We start from the raw sequence: 16,197 nt of genomic DNA on the forward strand, positions 1-16,197 counted from the left end.
GAGGTACTGGCCCCTTCGCGAGCAAGCTCACTCCTACAGTTGATATAGGTTGGGTCAGTTGGAGTGGGTGACACTGAGGAGCATTTACTGAAACGCAGCCCGGTACTCACTCGCCGTTGCGCCGACTGACTGTTTGAACCGGTTGCTGAAATGACTGGCGCTGGCGAAGCCGCATTCCAGGGCGATCTCGCCAAATGGCTTGCGCGTCGAGCGCAGCAGCTCCCGGGCGCGGTTGAGGCGTCGGGCGAGGAGGTATTGGTGGGGTGGCAGGCCGAAGCTTTCGCGGAACATCCGTGCGAAATGGTATTCCGACAACGCGCACATGCCCGCCAACTGTCCAAGGCTTAACGGCTCGGCCAGATTCAGCTCGATGAACTCCACCAACTGACGGCGCAGGTGCGGCGCCAATCCGCCCTTCAAGCGTAACCCTTCGCGCAGTCCCACCTGGCGCAGGACCATGTGATCGAGCAGCTCGTGGGCGAGACTGCTGGTGAGCATGCGTTCGCCGGGCTCGCTCCAGTCCATGCGGATCAAACGATGAAAGCGCTCGGCCTGCAGCGAGTCGTCCAGAAACGTGTGTTCCTGCAACGCCAGCTGGCGCGGCTCGCGATCCAGCAGCGTGACGCAATTGAGGGCGAACTGCTCGGGGCTGATGTACAGATGCGCCAGCCGGATTTCCCCGTTCACCACCCAGGAAGACTGATGGCCGGCTGGCAATGTGCAGATATTGTCCGGGGCGCCTTTCTTGTCTGGCTGATCGCGGCGGAACGTCCCGGTGCCGCCGTCGATGTAGCACGACAGGGTGTGGTGCGTCGGCGCGTGGTAGTTCTGCGCGTCGTGGCGGTTGTTCCACAGCGCCGCCATCACCCCGTCGCCCAGGGGCGCGCATTTCTCCAGTTGCGCGTGGGGCGAGCTGTTCAGGGATTGAAAAACCTGGATGGTTTCGAGTGACGACATGGGGGACTCCTCTACGCCTCGCATCCTACTCCGCGCCAAGCCGCCTGCCAGCGGGGCGACGATCAAATGCGCAAGTTTCTGCAAGTGAGTGCAGACCCGCGCCGCCAGACTGAGGCTTCACTGGGGAGCCTGACATGAACATCACGTTGTATCTGCTGACCGTTTTGATCTGGGGCACGACCTGGATTGCCTTGAAACTGCAACTGGGCGAAGTCGCCATCCCGGTGTCGATCGTCTACCGCTTCGGCCTCGCGGCGCTGATCATCTTCGCCCTGTTGTTGGCGACCGGGAAACTGCAGAAGGTCAATCGGCGCGGGCAGCTCATTTGTCTGGCGCAAGGGCTGTGCCTGTTCTGCGTCAACTTCATGTGCTTCTACACCGCCAGCCAGTGGATCCCGACCGGTCTGGTGGCGGTGGTGTTTTCCACTGCGACACTGTGGAACGCGCTCAATGCGCGGATCTTCTTCAAGCAGAAAATCGCGCGCAACGTGGCGGTGGGCGGCACGTTGGGCCTGATCGGTCTGGCGTGCCTGTTCTGGCCGGAGCTGGCCGGGCACAGCGCCAGTCGCGAGACCTTGATCGGCCTGGCGCTGACCCTGCTCGGCACGCTGTGTTTCTCGGCGGGGAACATGCTTTCCAGCCTGCAACAGAAGGCCGGACTCCGCCCGCTGACCACCAATGCCTACGGCATGCTGTATGGCGCGACGATGCTGGGCGTGTATTGCGTGCTGAGCGGCACGCCGTTCGCGTTTGAGTGGAACGCGCGGTACATCGGCTCGTTGCTGTATCTGGTAATCCCGGGTTCGGTGATTGGCTTTACGGCTTACCTCACTCTGGTCGGCCGCATGGGCCCGGAGCGCGCGGCGTATTGCACGGTGCTGTTCCCGGTGGTGGCGTTGAATGTGTCGGCGTTTGCCGAAGGCTACCAATGGACCGCCCCCGCGCTGATGGGGCTGGTGCTGGTGATGGCCGGCAACGTGCTGGTGTTCAGGAAGCCGAGGGTGGTTGTGCCGGTGGGCGCGAAGCTCGCGTGAGGGCTAGCGGGCGCAGAGCGCCGGGAGCGGCATTCCCACGGGGACCGTGGGAACAATCATATCTCGAGTGAGCCCACCCTCACGTGGGAGCGAGCTTGCTCGCGAAGGCTTTCTCGGAGCCACCAGAGAACGAGGCTGACTGCCCCGGCCCCTTCGTGACCAAGCTCACTCCTACAAGGGCTCACTCCCACTAGAACTGTGACGCTCATCCCTTCCACACCTGCGCATTCACCAGATCCTGCGGCTTCTCGCCCAGCAGCGCGGCGCGCAGGTTTGCGTAGGCGCGGTCGGCCATGGCCTGGCGGGTTTCGTCCGTCGCCGAACCGATGTGGGGCAGCGTCACCGCGTTGCTCAGCGCAAACAGCGGCGATTCAGACAGCGGCTCTTTTTCGTACACGTCCAAACCGGCGCCGCGAATGGTGCCGTCCTGCAGCGCCTTGATCAGCGCCGGTTCGTCGACGATCGGACCGCGGGCGATGTTCACCAGAATCGCGCTCTTCTTCATCAGCGATAGCTCACGGGTGCTGATCAGGTGCGTGGTCTTTTCGCTGAGTGGCACCACCAGACAGACGAAATCCGACTCAGCCAGCAACTGATCCAGCGTACGGAATTGCGCGCCCAGTTCCTGCTCGATGGCGGTCTTGCGGCTGTTGCCGCTGTAGAGGATGGGCATGTTGAAGCCCAGACGACCGCGTCGTGCGACCGCTGCGCCGATGTTGCCCATGCCCACGATACCCAGCGTCTTGCCGTAGACGTCGGTGCCGAAATGCGGCGCCTCGATGCTGCGCTTCCAGTTGCCGGCCTTGGTGTAGGCGTCCAGTTCGGCGACGCGGCGGGCGCTGCTCATGATCAGCGAGAAGCCCAAGTCGGCAGTGCTTTCCGTCAGCACGTCGGGGGTATTGGTCAGCATGATCCCGCGTTCGGTGAGGTAGCCGACGTCGTAGTTGTCGTAACCGACCGAAATGCTCGACACCACTTCCAGTTGCTTTGCATTCTCCAGTTGCTCACGGCCCAGCTTGCGACCGGCGCCAATCATGCCGTGGCTGTGGGGCAGGGCTTCGTTGAACTGCGCGTTCAGATCACCCTTTTTCGGGTCGGGGATGATCACGTTGAAGTCTTGCTGCAGGCGCTCGGCCATTTCCGGTGACACGCGGCTGAAGGCAAGGACGGTCTTTTTCATCGGATAGCTTCTCTCGGCAGGTCAGAAGGGCAATGCGTAGCACGCTAACATTCTTGCCGAGGGATTGGCAGGGTCACCGCCGTTGCGCGTGGGCGATGATTAAACCGTCTCCGGCAACACATGGGTCTGCAGGTCCGCTTCATGGGCGGCCATGATTTCCGGGAGGGACCCGCGCAGGTACTCGACCCAGGTTTTGATCTTCGCATCCAGGTACTGCCGCGACGGGTAGATCGCGTACAGGTTCAGCTCGTGGGAGCGGTACTGGGGCAGTACTCGCACCAGCGAGCCATTACGCAAACCTTCGATCGCCGAGTAGATCGGCAGAATCCCGATGCCCATGCCGCTGCTGATCGCTGCCTGCATGGCGTCGGCCGAATTCACCAGAAACGGCGAGTTGCCGATGGTCACGGTTTCCTGACCTTCCGGGCCGTCGAACGCCCACTTTTCCAGCGGGAACACTGGGCTGACCAGACGCAGGCAGGCGTGATTGAGCAAGTCGGCCGGTCGATGCGCCATGCCGAACGCCTTGATGTAGGCCGGCGAGGCGCAAACGATGCTGTAAGTGATGCCCAGTCGCTGGGACACGAAGCCCGAATCCGGCAGCTCGCTGGCGAGCACGATGGACACGTCGTACCCCTCTTCGAGCAGGTCCGGGACGCGGTTGGTCATGGTCAGGTCGAACGACACGTCCGGGTGATTGCGCCGGTAGCGGGCAATCGCGTCGATGACATAGTGCTGGCCTACGCCGGTCATTGAGTGGACTTTCAACTGCCCGGCCGGGCGCGCATGGGCGTCGCTGGCTTCGGCTTCCGCTTCTTCCACGTAACCGAGGATCTGTTCGCAGCGCAGCAGGTAACGCTTGCCCGCTTCAGTCAGGGCGATGCGTCGCGTGGTGCGGTTCAGGAGTCGGGTTTGCAGGTGGGCTTCGAGGTTGGAGACAGCGCGCGAAACGTTTGCGGTGGTGGTGTCCAATTGAGCGGCAGCAGCGGTGAAGCTGCCTGCCTGCGCCACGCAAGTGAAGGCGCGCATGTTTTGCAGAGTGTCCATTGGCCGTTCTCAGGTGAGATAGCAAATTGTGACATGAAGTAACTGATCCATGTCAGCCATACCAAAGGATTATCTCCTGTTCGGTAACAAAGATTCGCAGAAGTCCCGGCTTATCGCCGGACTAGACGCCCCCTAGAATCGCCGCATCATCGATTCCCCCTCCATTCAGGTAATGCAGCAGTGCCGCGTCGTCTCGTCAGAGGGCTCAAGCCCCTCAGTGTGTGGGCTTTAACGTTACTCATCAGCGGCTGCATCGGAACTGGCGGAATCGCCCCACAAGGCACAGCGTTGTCACCCGACGCGCTGGCCACCGACGACGCCATCAAGGCGGCCGACAAGGATGCCCACTGGCCGGCCGGTCAGTGGTGGCGCGCCTATGGCGACGAACAACTCAATCGCTGGATCGAACTGGCCGCACTCGGCAGCCCCAGCCTGGCGATTGCTGCCGCGCGGGTGCGTCAGGCCAAGGCCATGGCGGGCATCGCGGAATCGGCGGAATCCCTGCACATCTCCGGCGACAGCACGCTGAAACGCCACAACTGGCCGACGGATCAGTTCTACGGCCCGGGTGAGCTGTCGAACACCAGCACGTGGGACAACAACGCGTCGCTGGGCCTGAGTTATTCCCTTGATCTGTGGGGCCAGGAGAGCAACCACTCCGAACAGGCGCTGGACATGGCGCACATGAGTGCGGCTCAGGAGCGTCAGGCGCAACTGGAATTGCAGGACAACATCGTCCGCGCGTACATCCAGTTGTCCCTCAACTACGCCCAGCGTGACATTGCCCAAGCCACACTCGCGCAACAGCAGCAGATCGTTGATCTGGCCCAGCGTCGCTTGAAGGGCGGCATTGGCACCCATTTCGAAGTCAGCCAGGCCGAAGCCCCGTTGCCCGAAACCCATCGTCAGATTGACGCGCTGGACGAGGCAATTGCCCTGAGCCGCAATCAGATCGCGGCGCTGGCGGGCAAAGGCCCGGGCGAGGGCGCACGTCTTCAGCGCCCTACGCTGTCGCTGAAGGCCGCATTGAAATTGCCCTCGGCGTTGCCTGCCGAACTGCTCGGGCAGCGTCCGGACGTGGTGGCCAGTCGCTGGCGGGTGGCGGCACAGGCGCGGGGCATTGATGTGGCCCATGCCGGGTTTTATCCGAACGTCGATCTGATGGGCAGCCTCGGTTACATGGCCACCGGCGGCGGCATGCTGGAATTCCTCGCCGGCAAGAAATTCAATTACAGCGTGGGCCCGGCGATCACGTTGCCGATCTTCGACGGCGGGCGTTTGCGTTCGGAGCTGGGTGTGGCGTCAGCGGGTTATGACGAAGCCGTCGCGCATTACAACCAGACCCTGGTGATGGCGCTGAAGAGCATTTCCGATCAATTGATTCGCCGCGAGTCGATGGAAAAGCAGCAACAGTTCGCCGATCAATCGGTAGCCGCCGCGCAGAAAACCTACGACATCGCGATGGTCGCCTATAAACGCGGCCTGACCGATTACCTCAATGTGCTCAACGCGCAGACGCTGTTGTTTCATCAGCAGCAGGTGCAGCAACACGTCCAGGCCGAACGCCTGACGGTGCACGCAGAATTGGTGGTGGCGCTGGGGGGAGGGTTGATGGCGGGCAATGATTCGCCTGCGCCGGAAAGGACCGCTGTGCCGAAAACGCCGGTGTCGCTGGCGGTGTTCGATAAATGATGCGCTCCGGCAGGGCCTGGCGATGAGCGCCGCTTTTAACTGGCTCAAATCCCTCGAATGGCGTCGCGGCCTCAATGACTGGGCGCGCAGCGATGGCGTGACGTGGATCTACATCGCCAAGGTGCTGATCGCGGCATTCTTGACGTACTGGATCGCCATGCGCCTGGAACTGCCGCAGCCGCGTACGGCCATGATCACCGTGTTCATCGTGATGCAGCCGCAGAGCGGTCAGGTGTTTGCCAAGAGTTTCTACCGCTTGCTCGGCACGCTCGCCGGGTCAGTAGTGATGGTCACGTTGATGGCGCTGTTCGCGCAAAACAGCGAGCTGTTCCTCGGCAGTCTGGCGATCTGGGTCGGCTTCTGCTGCGCCGGGGCCGCGCGCTATCGCAACTTTCGCGCCTATGGTTTTGTGCTGGCCGGCTACACCGCCGCAATGACTGGGCTGCCCGCGCTCGCTCACCCCGATACCTCATTTATGGCCGCCATGTGGCGGGTGCTGGAAATTTCCCTTGGCATCGTCTGCTCCACTTTGGTCAGCGCTGCAATCCTGCCGCAAAGCGCCGGCGCGGCGATGCGCAACACCTTGTATCAGCGCTTTGGCACCTTCGCCCAGTTCGTCATCACCGGCCTGCGCGGCGAGAGCGATCCGGCGTCGTTCGAGGCCAACAACGTGCGCTTCATCGCCGATGCCGTGGGACTCGAAGGCCTGCGCGCGGTCACGGTGTTCGAAGACCCGCACATGCGCCGTCGCAACGGCCGATTGAATCGCCTGAACAGCGAATTCATGACCATCACCACGCGCTTCAACGCCCTGCATCAATTGCTGGAACGCTTGCGTCGACGCGGTGTGACACCGGCCGTTCAGGCCATCGAGCCCGGCCTGACTGCGCTGACTGGATTGCTGGAGCCTTTCGCCGGTCGCGCGCTGACCAACGCCGACGCCGCGCTGCTCGCCAATCGGTTGAGCGTGTACAAGGCCGACTTGCCCGAGCACGTGCGCAGCCTGCGCGCCCAGTTCGTCAAGACCGAGCCCGGCGACGATGACCTGCTGGATTTCCATACCGCTTACGAATTGCTGTATCGCTTCGTCGATGACATGCACGACTACGCCCAGACCCACGCGTCCCTGGCCGATCACCGCCATGCGCGGGAGAAGTGGGTCGAGCCCTTCGTCTCCACCACCAGTTGGCTGTCTTCGCTGGCCTCCGGCGTGCGCGCGACCTTTATTCTCGCGGTCATGTCGGTGTATTGGGTGGCGACGGCCTGGCCGAGCGGTGCGTCGATGACCCTGGTATCCGCCGCCACGGTGGCGCTTTCTGCTACCACACCGAACCCGAGGCGCATGTCGTTTCAGATGGCGTGCGGGACGTTTCTGGGGGCGGTGCTGGGTTTTTTCATCACCTTTTTCGTGCTGCCGCGCATCGACGGTTTTCCCCTGCTGTGCATGGTGCTGGCGCCGGTGTTCGTGCTCGGCACGTTCCTGACCACGCGGCCGCAGTGGGTGGGATATGGGCTGGGGCTCCTGATTTTCTTCAGCATCGGTTCGGCTCCGGACAACCTCACGGTCTACAACCCGTACGCGTTCATCAATGACTACATCGCCATGGTCCTCGGCATGCTGCTGTGCGCGGCGGCGGGGGCGATCATTCTGCCGCCGAACAGTCGCTGGCTGTGGCAGCGGCTGGAAGGCAATCTGCGTCAGCAAGTCAGTTTCGCCATCAGCGCGCCGCTGCGCGGAATCCGTTCCAGCTTCGAAAGCCGCACCCGCGACCTGATGCATCAGGCCTATGGCCTGGCCGCCGGCAAACCGGAAGTGCAACGCAATTTGCTGCGCTGGATGTTCGTGGTGCTCGAGATTGGCCACGCGATCATCGAGTTGCGCCGCGAGCAGGACATTCTGCCGGTGCACCCGAGTTACGCCGAATCGCAACCTTGGCGGCAGGCGATCCGCGCCATGGGCCGCTCGCTGATTCGCCTGTTCATCCAGCCTGATCGCCACAACCTGGCGCGCAGCCTGTCGGCCGTCGATCACGCCATCGTCTGCGTGCAGAACACCGACGAGCCCTTCGCGCCGCACTTCGACACCTCGGCGTTGCGCCGGGTGAAAAGCTACCTGCACTTCATCCGCACCTGCCTGCTGGACCCGCAATCGCCGCTGGCAGGCGCTGCGTCAGAGCAGGCGTCTGTGGCCTCGCCCCAAGGACAACTCAATGCCTCGTGAACTCGCCTTCCACGGCGTTTACATGCCGACCGTGACCGTCATGTTTCTGGTCGCGATGGTGCTTTCCTGGGCGCTGGACCGCTTTATGTCCGGGCTCGACCTGTACCGTTTTTTCTGGCATCCGGCGCTGCTGCGTCTGAGCCTGTTCAGCTGCATTTTCGGCGCCATGGCGCTCACTGTTTACCGTTGAGGCACGTTGGTTGAGATGAAAAAGCTCTTCAGTCTGATCGCGACTTTGTTGATTCTGGCCCTGGCCATCTGGATCGGCCGGCTGCTGTGGATTCATTACATGGACACGCCGTGGACCCGCGACGGCCGGGTGCGCGCCGACGTGATCAACGTCGCTGCCGATGTCAGCGGCGTGGTGATCGATGTGCCGGTGAAGGACAACCAGCCGGTCAAAAAAGGCGACCTGCTGATGCAGATCGACCCTGAGCACTATCAGCTGGCGGTGAAGCAGGCCGAGGCCATGGTGGCGTCACGCAAGGCGACGTGGGAGATGCGCAAGGTCAACGCCAATCGGCGCAAGGACATGGACGCCCTGGTGATCTCCGCCGAGAGCCGCGAAGACGCCAGCAACGTCGCCACCTCCGCCCAGGCGGATTATCAGTTGGCGGTCGCCCAGCTCGAAGCCGCGCAGTTGAACCTGCAACGCACCAAAGTGCTGGCGGCGGTGGACGGCTACGTCACCAACCTCAACGTGCATCGCGGCGACTACGCGCGCATCGGCGAAGCGAAGATGGCCGTGGTCGACAGGAATTCGTTCTGGGTCTACGGCTTCTTCGAAGAAACCAAACTGCCCCACGTCAGGATCGGCGATCCGGCGGACATGCAGTTGATGAGCGGTGAAGTCATGAAGGGCCACGTCGAGAGCATCGCCCGCGCCATCTACGACCGCGACAATCCGGAGAGCCGCGAGCTGATCGCCGACGTCAACCCGACGTTCAACTGGGTACGACTGGCCCAGCGCGTGCCCGTGCGCATTCACCTGGATCACGTGCCGGAAGGGGTGGTGCTGGCGGCGGGGATCACCTGCACGGTGATTGTGAATCCCGTAGTCGAGCCGTAACGCAGAGGGCAAGGTATGACGGGTATCTCCCTGAATGATTGAGCTTCTGTGGGAGTGAGCTTGCTCACGAAGACGGCGTTTCAGGCGCTAAAGATGTAGCGGATGTTCCGCCCTCTTCGCGAGCAAGCTCGCTCCCACGAGTTCCATGACCGCAGGTTCATCTGCGGTGGCCGTCAATGGCGCTTATCCAGCTTGAAGCGTTTGCTCAGAATCCACTCCAGCAAGACCTTGGGCAGCAAGCGCTCCATGAGCGGCAGCGCGCGGCTGCCATTGCCGGATCGCAGCAAACGCGGTGGATGGCTGCGTTGCACGGCGTTGAGCACGTCGCGGGCGAAATCGGCGGCGGGTGTCGGATTGCCCTGGGACGCATTGGCCCTCGCGCGGATGCCTTCACGCCACGGCCACCACGGCGAATCCTGATGAATCACTTGCTCGGCCTCATGGCTGGCATTTTGCGCGAAATGAGTGTCGATGGCGCCCGGCTGGACTTCCATCACCCGGATGCCGAAAGGCGCCAGCTCCATGCGTAAAGCGTCGGTCATGGCATGGACAGCGGCCTTTGAAGCGCAATATGCCCCCGCGAACGGCGTCACCAGCACGCCCGAAACGCTGCCGATGTTCACCACCAACCCCTTGTTGCGACGCAGCATTGGAAACAGCGCGCGCGTCACCCCGACCACGGAAAACACATTGGTTTCGAACTGTCTGCGCATGGCCTCGACACCGCCATCCAGCAGCGGGCCAATGCCACCGTAGCCTGCGTTGTTGACCAGCACATCGAGCCCTTTGCCCTGTTGATCAAGCTCGCAGACCAGCAGATCAATCGCTGCGCTGTCATTGACGTCCAAGGCCACGGCACGAAAACCTGCAGCGGTCAGTGCTTCCACATCGGCCGGCTTGCGTGCCGTCGTCCAGACCTCATGGCCTGCCGCTTTGAAGGCATCCGCCATGGCGCGGCCGATGCCGCTGGAACAACCGGTGATCAACACCATAGACATGGTTCAGTCCTTGAAAAAAGAGAAGGCGGCGCTCAGCCGGAGAACGTGCCTTGCAGGCGTTCGGCGCGAAACTCCAGGGTCTGCGGCCGATAACCCGGACGCAGCGGCGGCATCGGCAAGCAATCTTGCCACTGACTGCCGGGCAGCAAATCGCCCGGCCCGCGATAACGCGGCGCGGTGTAGGTGTCCTCGGCCAGATTGACGGTATCGCCCGGCGCGTAGGCCGCGATCTTCCAGCGCAGTTCGGTAAGCGAGACCTTATTGCCGTTATCGATCAGCACCAGCAACGGGCGGCCCGTCGGGCATTGCTGCGGCGCATAGTTCACGCGCATCTGCAGGCGCTCAAGGCGCTGCTCATCGCGGCGGTCCTCCCAGACCACAAACGCCGCCACGACACCCAGCCCGACTGCCGCCGCCAGAGAAACGGGCAGCGCTTTGGAGGGATAGCGCAGGAGCAGGACCAGCCAGGTGAACAGGAGTACGGCGCCGAAAATCATCGTGTCGATCTCGCGATTGCAGATGCGGTCATCGTACCGAAAGGGGAGGGGATTGGGCTAATGGTGGTTCGTCTGATTCAAGGTCGCACAGGTATGAAAGCCCACAAAAAAGCCCCCGAAAACCCTCTGCGGATGGGGAATACGCAGAGGATTGACGGGGGCTAGTACTACTCGGTGAAGCGGTATTAACGCGCGATGGTCTGGGTCTTCACGCCGGCTTCGATGCCAGGGGTGGAGCGGCCGTAGACGTCTTCGAAACGTTCGATGTCGTCTTCGCCCAGGTAGCTGCCCGATTGGACTTCGATGATTTCCAACGGGATTTTGCCCGGGTTGCGCAGGCGGTGAACCGAGGCGATCGGGATGTAGGTCGACTGGTTCTCGGTCAGCAGGAACACGTTGTCGTCGCAGGTGACCTGAGCGGTACCCGATACAACGATCCAGTGTTCAGCGCGGTGGTGATGCATCTGCAGCGACAGGCTGGCGCCCGGCTTGACGGAAATGCGCTTGACCTGGAAACGGCCGCCCATGTCCACGGAGTCGTACGAGCCCCACGGGCGATAGACTTCGAGGTGGTTCTGGGTTTCGCTGCGGCCTTGCTCATTGAGCGTGTTGACCAGTTGCTTGACGCCCTGAACCTTGTCTTTGTGGACGATCATCATGGCGTCTTTGGTTTCGACGACAACGACGTTGTCCAGGCCGATCACGGTCACCAGTTTGCCGTTGCCCTGAATCATGCAGTTGCGGCTGTCCTGGATCACGACATCGCCTTTGGCAACGTTGCCGTTTTCATCTTTGGCGCTCACGTCCCACAGGGACGACCAGCAGCCGACATCGCTCCAGCCCGCATCCAGTGGAACCACGCAGGCGCGCTGGGTTTTTTCCATGACGGCGTAGTCGATGGAGTTGTCCGGGCAGCAGGCGAAGCTCGCCTCGTCCAGGGAGATGCTGTCGCCGTCCTGCTTGCTGCGCTCGAGGGTCAGCAGGCAGTTGTCGTAGATATCCGGATCGTGCTTTTTCAGCTCTTCCAGGTAACGGCTGGCGCGGAACAGGAACATGCCGCTGTTCCAGTAGTAACCGCCGGCCTGGACGAATTCCTGGGCGCGTTGTTCATCAGGCTTCTCAACGAAGTGCTGCACGCGGCTGACGCCTTCCGGCAGCAGGGCGTCGGCGGTGGACTTGATGTAGCCGTAGCCGGTTTCAGGCTTGGTCGCCGGGATACCGAACAGCACCATTTCGCCACGCTCTGCAGCAACGGTGGCCAGGGCCAGCGCACGTTGCAGGGCTTTCTGATCGTCGATCACGTGGTCGGCTGGCAGCACCAGCATCAACTCGTCACGACCTTCGTTGGCCAGCATCATCGCGGTGATGGCAACGGCAGGCGCAGTGTTGCGACCAAACGGTTCCATGATCACGGCCTGAGTTTCCAGACCCAGTGCATTGAGCTGCTCGGTGACGATGAAGCGGTGATCCTTGTTGCACACCACGACAGGGTGCTGCATGCCGTCGAATTGCAGGCGCTCGACGGTCTGTTGGAACAGAGTGTGTTCGCCGGTCAGCGCCAGGAACTGTTTAGGAAACTGTTTACGCGAAAGAGGCCAGAGTCGGGAACCGCTACCACCTGACAAGATCACTGGAATCATTTTGTTTCTCCGTTAAGCAAAAATCGTTCGAATGGGCTGTAGGTCTTTTCGGTCTTTCTGGTTTTTGTCTTGCATCGCCCGGCGTCCTCTTGGCTGTCTGCTTGCTCCGCAGTGCCTGACGCCGAACGCTTAATTCCGTAAATCCGTGGCAGCGCGCGGTTGATCACGCGCGCTGCCGGCGGCCTCTCGGCCAGATTCAACGCTTACTGAGTGCCCGTCGGGCGCTTGACCCAGATTGGCGACAGGCTGCTGCCGCTGCCGGTGACGTAGAGAACGGCGGCTTCACCGCGCTCCAGTGCAACCGGCTTCAGGTCAGCCACTTTCTTGTCGCCGTCGAACAGCGCGAAGCTGACTTTGACCGGGTTGATTTCACGCTCGCCGGTGCCCTTGGCAGACACAGCCTTGACCACGTCGGTCTTGCCGTCAGCGGTTTTCAGGGTCAGTGACTTGTCACTCAGGTTCTGTACGCGAACCAGGGACTTCTGCTTGTTCTTGAACGGAGGCTCTTCAACCAGCTGCGGCGCACCCGAAGTGTTGTTGACGATGGTGTAGTAGTGGTCGCTGGCCAGTTTCACCGGCAGGGACTGGCTGCCGACTTTGGCGGTGTAGTCGCCCTGAGGCATGAAGCCGAAGTCACTGCTGGCCAATGGGCCGATTTCGTTGAGGCTGGTGTTGCCGACGCTGGCGGAGATTTCGCTGCTGCTGGCGTTGTAAACACGCACGAAGGTCGAGCCTTTTGGTGCGGTCGGGCCATACAGCGCGGCGTCGCCACCGGCGAATGCGGAAAGGGATACGAAGCCCAGGCTCGCGGCCAGCACGCAGGTTTTCAGCAGGTTGGTTTTGCTCGAACGAACTGGCATTTGGTTCTGCGAAGTCATAGTCAAAGAGTCCTCTCAGTTTTGCGCCCGGGTGGGCGACTTGGAGTTGTTGGCGTTGTCCGCCAGATTCTGTTGGGGGTCACGGGCCTTTTTGAGTTCAGCGATCCACTGTGGGTCGAACTCGGTCAGGTCGTTGTGAGCGGGCAGGTAGCGTTCCGGGAATTCCCAGATCAGCACCTGCGGGGGGCTGCTTTTGAAGGCGTCGGTCTGCAGGTACTTGAGCATCGGCAGGATCGGGCCATGGCCGTCTTCGGCGTAATTCACGACGTCTGCGTGCAGAGCCTGTTTCAGCGCACCGGCGAAGTTCCAGTTCGGGTTGGCGCTGTAGCTGGTGCCAACCAGGCCGACCGCAACCGAATTGTCAGCGAACAGGGCGTCATCACTTTCGGCGCCAGCTTCAGCCGGGTTGGTGCTGCGCTGTTGCAGGTCGTCCGGCTTGGGCAGCAGGTTGCTGAACAGCGGATCCAGCGGCAGGAAGTTGGTCAGATCGCCCTTGTAGGGTTCGGTCGTCTTGGCTTCAGTGACGAAGTTCTGCGGTTCAACGTTCAGCGGCAGCTGCTTGCTGATCACGTCACCCAACTGCTGGGCAACGATTTCCGCACCCATCGGCGTCCAGTGAGTGTCGGTGCGCAGGAACACTTGGCCCTTCTCTTTGGCGCTTTGCAGCGGCGCGAGCAGATCAGGGGCGAGGATGCCGGCCTGATTCACCTGAGCGTGGAACTGCTGATACAGATCGGTGTGCAGCGTGGCCGGTTTGTTGTCACCGACGTGCTCCGGATACAGACGCGTCTTGGCCGGAATGATCGCCAGCACCAGCTGCGTGCCTTGCTTTTTTAGGGTGTCACGAACGCCCTGGATGATCGCCAGGTTGTCTGCTTCGTTCTGCTCGCCGTTGGCAACGGCGTCGAATTCTTCGTCGGTGTACAACCACTGGTCCTTGCCCAGGATCACGCCCGGACGACCTTCGTTGAACACCTTGTAGTCCAGCGCTGCCCAGAGGTTGGTGCCCAGACGCTTGATCGGGAATTCTTCGTCGTAGTGGGTTTCTACCGCCTTGGTCCAGTGACCATTGAGCACGGTGGTCTCCTTCGACGTCGAGAAACCGATGAAGCTGCGCAGCGACCACAGGCCCAGCACCAGCAGAATCGCCAGGAACAGGAAGATGTAGAGGAAACGTAATGAACGGGTCATGTCAGGCTCCTCAGAACTGGAAGTAAAGGAACGGCGAGAAACTGGCCGCCGAGAGTTTTAGGATCGATGCAACGAACATCAGCAGGATCAGGGCGCGCATGACATAGCGCGACCAGTCGACGGTCCAGTAGGCAGGCTGAACCTGCGCTTCGGTGCCGACGATGTAACCCGGTTGATGGATGCTGCCCGGTTTGTCGCCCGGCACGGCCTTGATCAGGCCGGGCTCGGCAGCGGCAGGGCCATCGGCCTGCACGGGCTTGTCGGTCGGCTTGCCCGGTGCACGGTTGCGGTAGAAATCACGCAGGCCGAAGAAGGCGAGGGTGATGTAAGCCACAACCAGGGTCGCTACTTGCAGGCCGGTGAGGCTGGCGCGGTTGAGTTCCGACAGGCCGAGATCGCTGAAGCTGAACATGGCGCCGTACATACGAGCGGCAACGTGCAGGTTTTCCGAGCGGAAGATGACCCAGCCCATGACCACCAGCAGGAAGGTGAACGCCCAGCGAACGACGTTGAAGGTGCGCGGCGCGGTGTTCAGGCCGATGGCTTTTTCGATCGCCAGCCACACACCGTGCCAGGCACCCCAGACGATGTACGTGATGTTGGCGCCGTGCCACAGACCACCCAGCAGCATGGTCAGAAACAGGTTGCGGTAGGTCGCCACCTTGCCGCCACGGTTGCCGCCCAGCGTGATGTACAGATAGTCACGCAGCCAGGTCGACAGGCTGATATGCCAGCGGCGCCAGAACTCGGTGATCGACTGGCTGATGTAGGGCTGTTTGAAGTTTTCCATGAAGCGGAAACCCATCATCAGGCCCAGGCCGATGGCCATGTCGCTGTAGCCGGAGAAGTCGAAGTACAGCTGCGCGGTATACGCCAGCGCGCCGAGCCATGCGTCACCCGTGGTCGGGTTCTGCAGGGCGAAGCAATGATCTGCGACCACTGCCAGCGTGTCGGCAATGAATACCTTCTTGATGAAACCCTGCATGAACCGCGTGCAGCCCTCAGAGAACTTGTCGAGGGTGTGCGTGCGGTTGTTGAACTGATCGACCAGGTCGCGGAACCGCAGAACCGGCCCTGCGATCAGGTGCGGGAAGATCGCCACGAACGCTGCAAAGTCGATGAGATTTCGCGTCGCCGGTGTGTCGCCACGGTAGACGTCAATGATGTAGCTGATGGACTCGAAGATGTAGAACGAGATACCGATCGGCAGCAACACGTGGGTCAGGATGAAGGGCTCAAGGCCGATCGACGTCATCATCGCGTTAATGCTGTCCACGCCGAAGTTGGCGTACTTGAAATAGCCAAGGATGCCCAGGTCGACCACCACGCCGAGCAGCAGCCAACGCTGAGCCGGTTTGGTTCTGACCCCGGCGGCGCCTACGCGCAGGCCGATCCAGTAGTTCCACAGCGTCACACCTGCGAACAGCGCCAGAAAGTCCACTCGCCACCACGCGTAAAACACGTAGCTGGCGACCAGCAGCAGCAGGTTGCGATAGCGTTGCCCGCTCAGGTAGTACAAGCCGAGAAACACCGGCAAGAACAGGAACAGGAACACGTTGGATGAGAAAACCATCCTTTATCTCTCCATTTGTCCAACTTCAAAGGCCGAAGCCCCCCCAAACCCCCCACGAAAAATGGAGGGGTGAAACATGCATCCGCCGACTCCCCGCAGGAGTGAGCTTGCTCGCGATACGTCAGTCCGGTTGATGCCGCTCTGACTGATACATCGCTATCGCGATCAAGCTCACGCCTACAGTGGGTTCGCTGTGGATCACACCAAGGCGAACACTGCT

General features: G+C 61.6%; 14 protein-coding genes. 5 read left to right on the forward strand and 9 right to left on the reverse strand.

Annotated features, from left to right (window positions below; all coding sequences use genetic code 11):
- Positions 1 to 84: 84 nt before the first annotated feature.
- Positions 85 to 957, reverse strand: a complete 873-nt coding sequence (locus IFT47_RS00205; protein ID WP_192171848.1) for a helix-turn-helix domain-containing protein — start codon at positions 955 to 957, stop codon at positions 85 to 87.
- Between the two features lie 134 nt (positions 958 to 1,091).
- On the opposite strand from IFT47_RS00205, the gene IFT47_RS00210 reads away from it, so the two are divergent.
- The gene (locus tag IFT47_RS00210) at positions 1,092 to 1,991 is read left to right on the forward strand and encodes a DMT family transporter (RefSeq protein ID WP_192171847.1); all 900 of its coding nucleotides are present in this window, start codon (positions 1,092 to 1,094) and stop codon (positions 1,989 to 1,991) included.
- A 205-nt stretch (positions 1,992 to 2,196) separates the two neighbouring features.
- Here IFT47_RS00210 and IFT47_RS00215 read toward each other — a convergent pair whose 3' ends face one another.
- Positions 2,197 to 3,171, reverse strand: coding sequence for a 2-hydroxyacid dehydrogenase (locus IFT47_RS00215; RefSeq protein WP_192171846.1), 975 nt, complete (start codon positions 3,169 to 3,171; stop codon positions 2,197 to 2,199).
- A 99-nt stretch (positions 3,172 to 3,270) separates the two neighbouring features.
- Entirely contained in the window at positions 3,271 to 4,218 is a 948-nt protein-coding gene (locus tag IFT47_RS00220; RefSeq protein ID WP_133772022.1) for a LysR family transcriptional regulator, read from the reverse strand.
- A 180-nt stretch (positions 4,219 to 4,398) separates the two neighbouring features.
- Here IFT47_RS00220 and IFT47_RS00225 point away from each other — a divergent pair, with 180 nt between their 5' ends.
- Genes IFT47_RS00225 through IFT47_RS00240 form a run of 4 tightly spaced genes read left to right on the forward strand, consistent with a single transcriptional unit; the run spans position 4,399 to position 9,200 of the window.
- Positions 4,399 to 5,910 carry an efflux transporter outer membrane subunit gene (locus tag IFT47_RS00225; RefSeq protein ID WP_192171845.1) on the forward strand — a complete coding sequence of 504 codons (1,512 nt, stop codon included), beginning with the start codon at positions 4,399 to 4,401 and terminating at the stop codon, positions 5,908 to 5,910.
- A gap of 22 nt (positions 5,911 to 5,932) precedes the next feature.
- On the forward strand, positions 5,933 to 8,131 hold the full coding sequence (locus tag IFT47_RS00230) for an FUSC family protein (RefSeq protein ID WP_192171844.1): 2,199 nt from the start codon (positions 5,933 to 5,935) through the stop codon (positions 8,129 to 8,131).
- Complete coding sequence (locus IFT47_RS00235; RefSeq protein ID WP_065991906.1) at positions 8,121 to 8,321, forward strand: DUF1656 domain-containing protein; 201 nt, start codon at positions 8,121 to 8,123, stop codon at positions 8,319 to 8,321. Before IFT47_RS00230 ends, IFT47_RS00235 begins: the two co-directional genes overlap by 11 nt.
- A gap of 15 nt (positions 8,322 to 8,336) precedes the next feature.
- Positions 8,337 to 9,200 carry an efflux RND transporter periplasmic adaptor subunit gene (locus IFT47_RS00240; RefSeq protein WP_122622548.1) on the forward strand — a complete coding sequence of 288 codons (864 nt, stop codon included), beginning with the start codon at positions 8,337 to 8,339 and terminating at the stop codon, positions 9,198 to 9,200.
- 173 nt (positions 9,201 to 9,373) lie between these two features.
- Here the strand turns inward: IFT47_RS00240 and IFT47_RS00245 are convergent, their stop codons facing one another.
- From IFT47_RS00245 to IFT47_RS00270, 6 genes are all read right to left on the reverse strand, one after another.
- Positions 9,374 to 10,198 carry an SDR family oxidoreductase gene (locus IFT47_RS00245; RefSeq protein ID WP_192171843.1) on the reverse strand — a complete coding sequence of 275 codons (825 nt, stop codon included), beginning with the start codon at positions 10,196 to 10,198 and terminating at the stop codon, positions 9,374 to 9,376.
- 32 nt (positions 10,199 to 10,230) lie between these two features.
- On the reverse strand, positions 10,231 to 10,695 hold the full coding sequence (locus IFT47_RS00250; protein ID WP_192171842.1) for a multidrug transporter: 465 nt from the start codon (positions 10,693 to 10,695) through the stop codon (positions 10,231 to 10,233).
- A gap of 185 nt (positions 10,696 to 10,880) precedes the next feature.
- Positions 10,881 to 12,335, reverse strand: a complete 1,455-nt coding sequence (locus tag IFT47_RS00255; protein ID WP_192171841.1) for a mannose-1-phosphate guanylyltransferase/mannose-6-phosphate isomerase — start codon at positions 12,333 to 12,335, stop codon at positions 10,881 to 10,883.
- A gap of 203 nt (positions 12,336 to 12,538) precedes the next feature.
- Positions 12,539 to 13,195 carry an alginate O-acetyltransferase AlgF gene (locus tag IFT47_RS00260; RefSeq protein WP_192171895.1) on the reverse strand — a complete coding sequence of 219 codons (657 nt, stop codon included), beginning with the start codon at positions 13,193 to 13,195 and terminating at the stop codon, positions 12,539 to 12,541.
- Between the two features lie 33 nt (positions 13,196 to 13,228).
- Positions 13,229 to 14,404 (reverse strand): alginate O-acetyltransferase, encoded by a 1,176-nt coding sequence (locus tag IFT47_RS00265; protein ID WP_192171840.1) that lies wholly within the window; start codon positions 14,402 to 14,404, stop codon positions 13,229 to 13,231.
- A 10-nt stretch (positions 14,405 to 14,414) separates the two neighbouring features.
- Positions 14,415 to 15,977 carry an MBOAT family O-acyltransferase gene (locus tag IFT47_RS00270; RefSeq protein WP_192171839.1) on the reverse strand — a complete coding sequence of 521 codons (1,563 nt, stop codon included), beginning with the start codon at positions 15,975 to 15,977 and terminating at the stop codon, positions 14,415 to 14,417.
- Positions 15,978 to 16,197: the final 220 nt, after the last annotated feature.

Source organism: Pseudomonas sp. CFBP 13711 (assembly GCF_014842265.1).
Lineage (GTDB): Bacteria > Pseudomonadota > Gammaproteobacteria > Pseudomonadales > Pseudomonadaceae > Aquipseudomonas.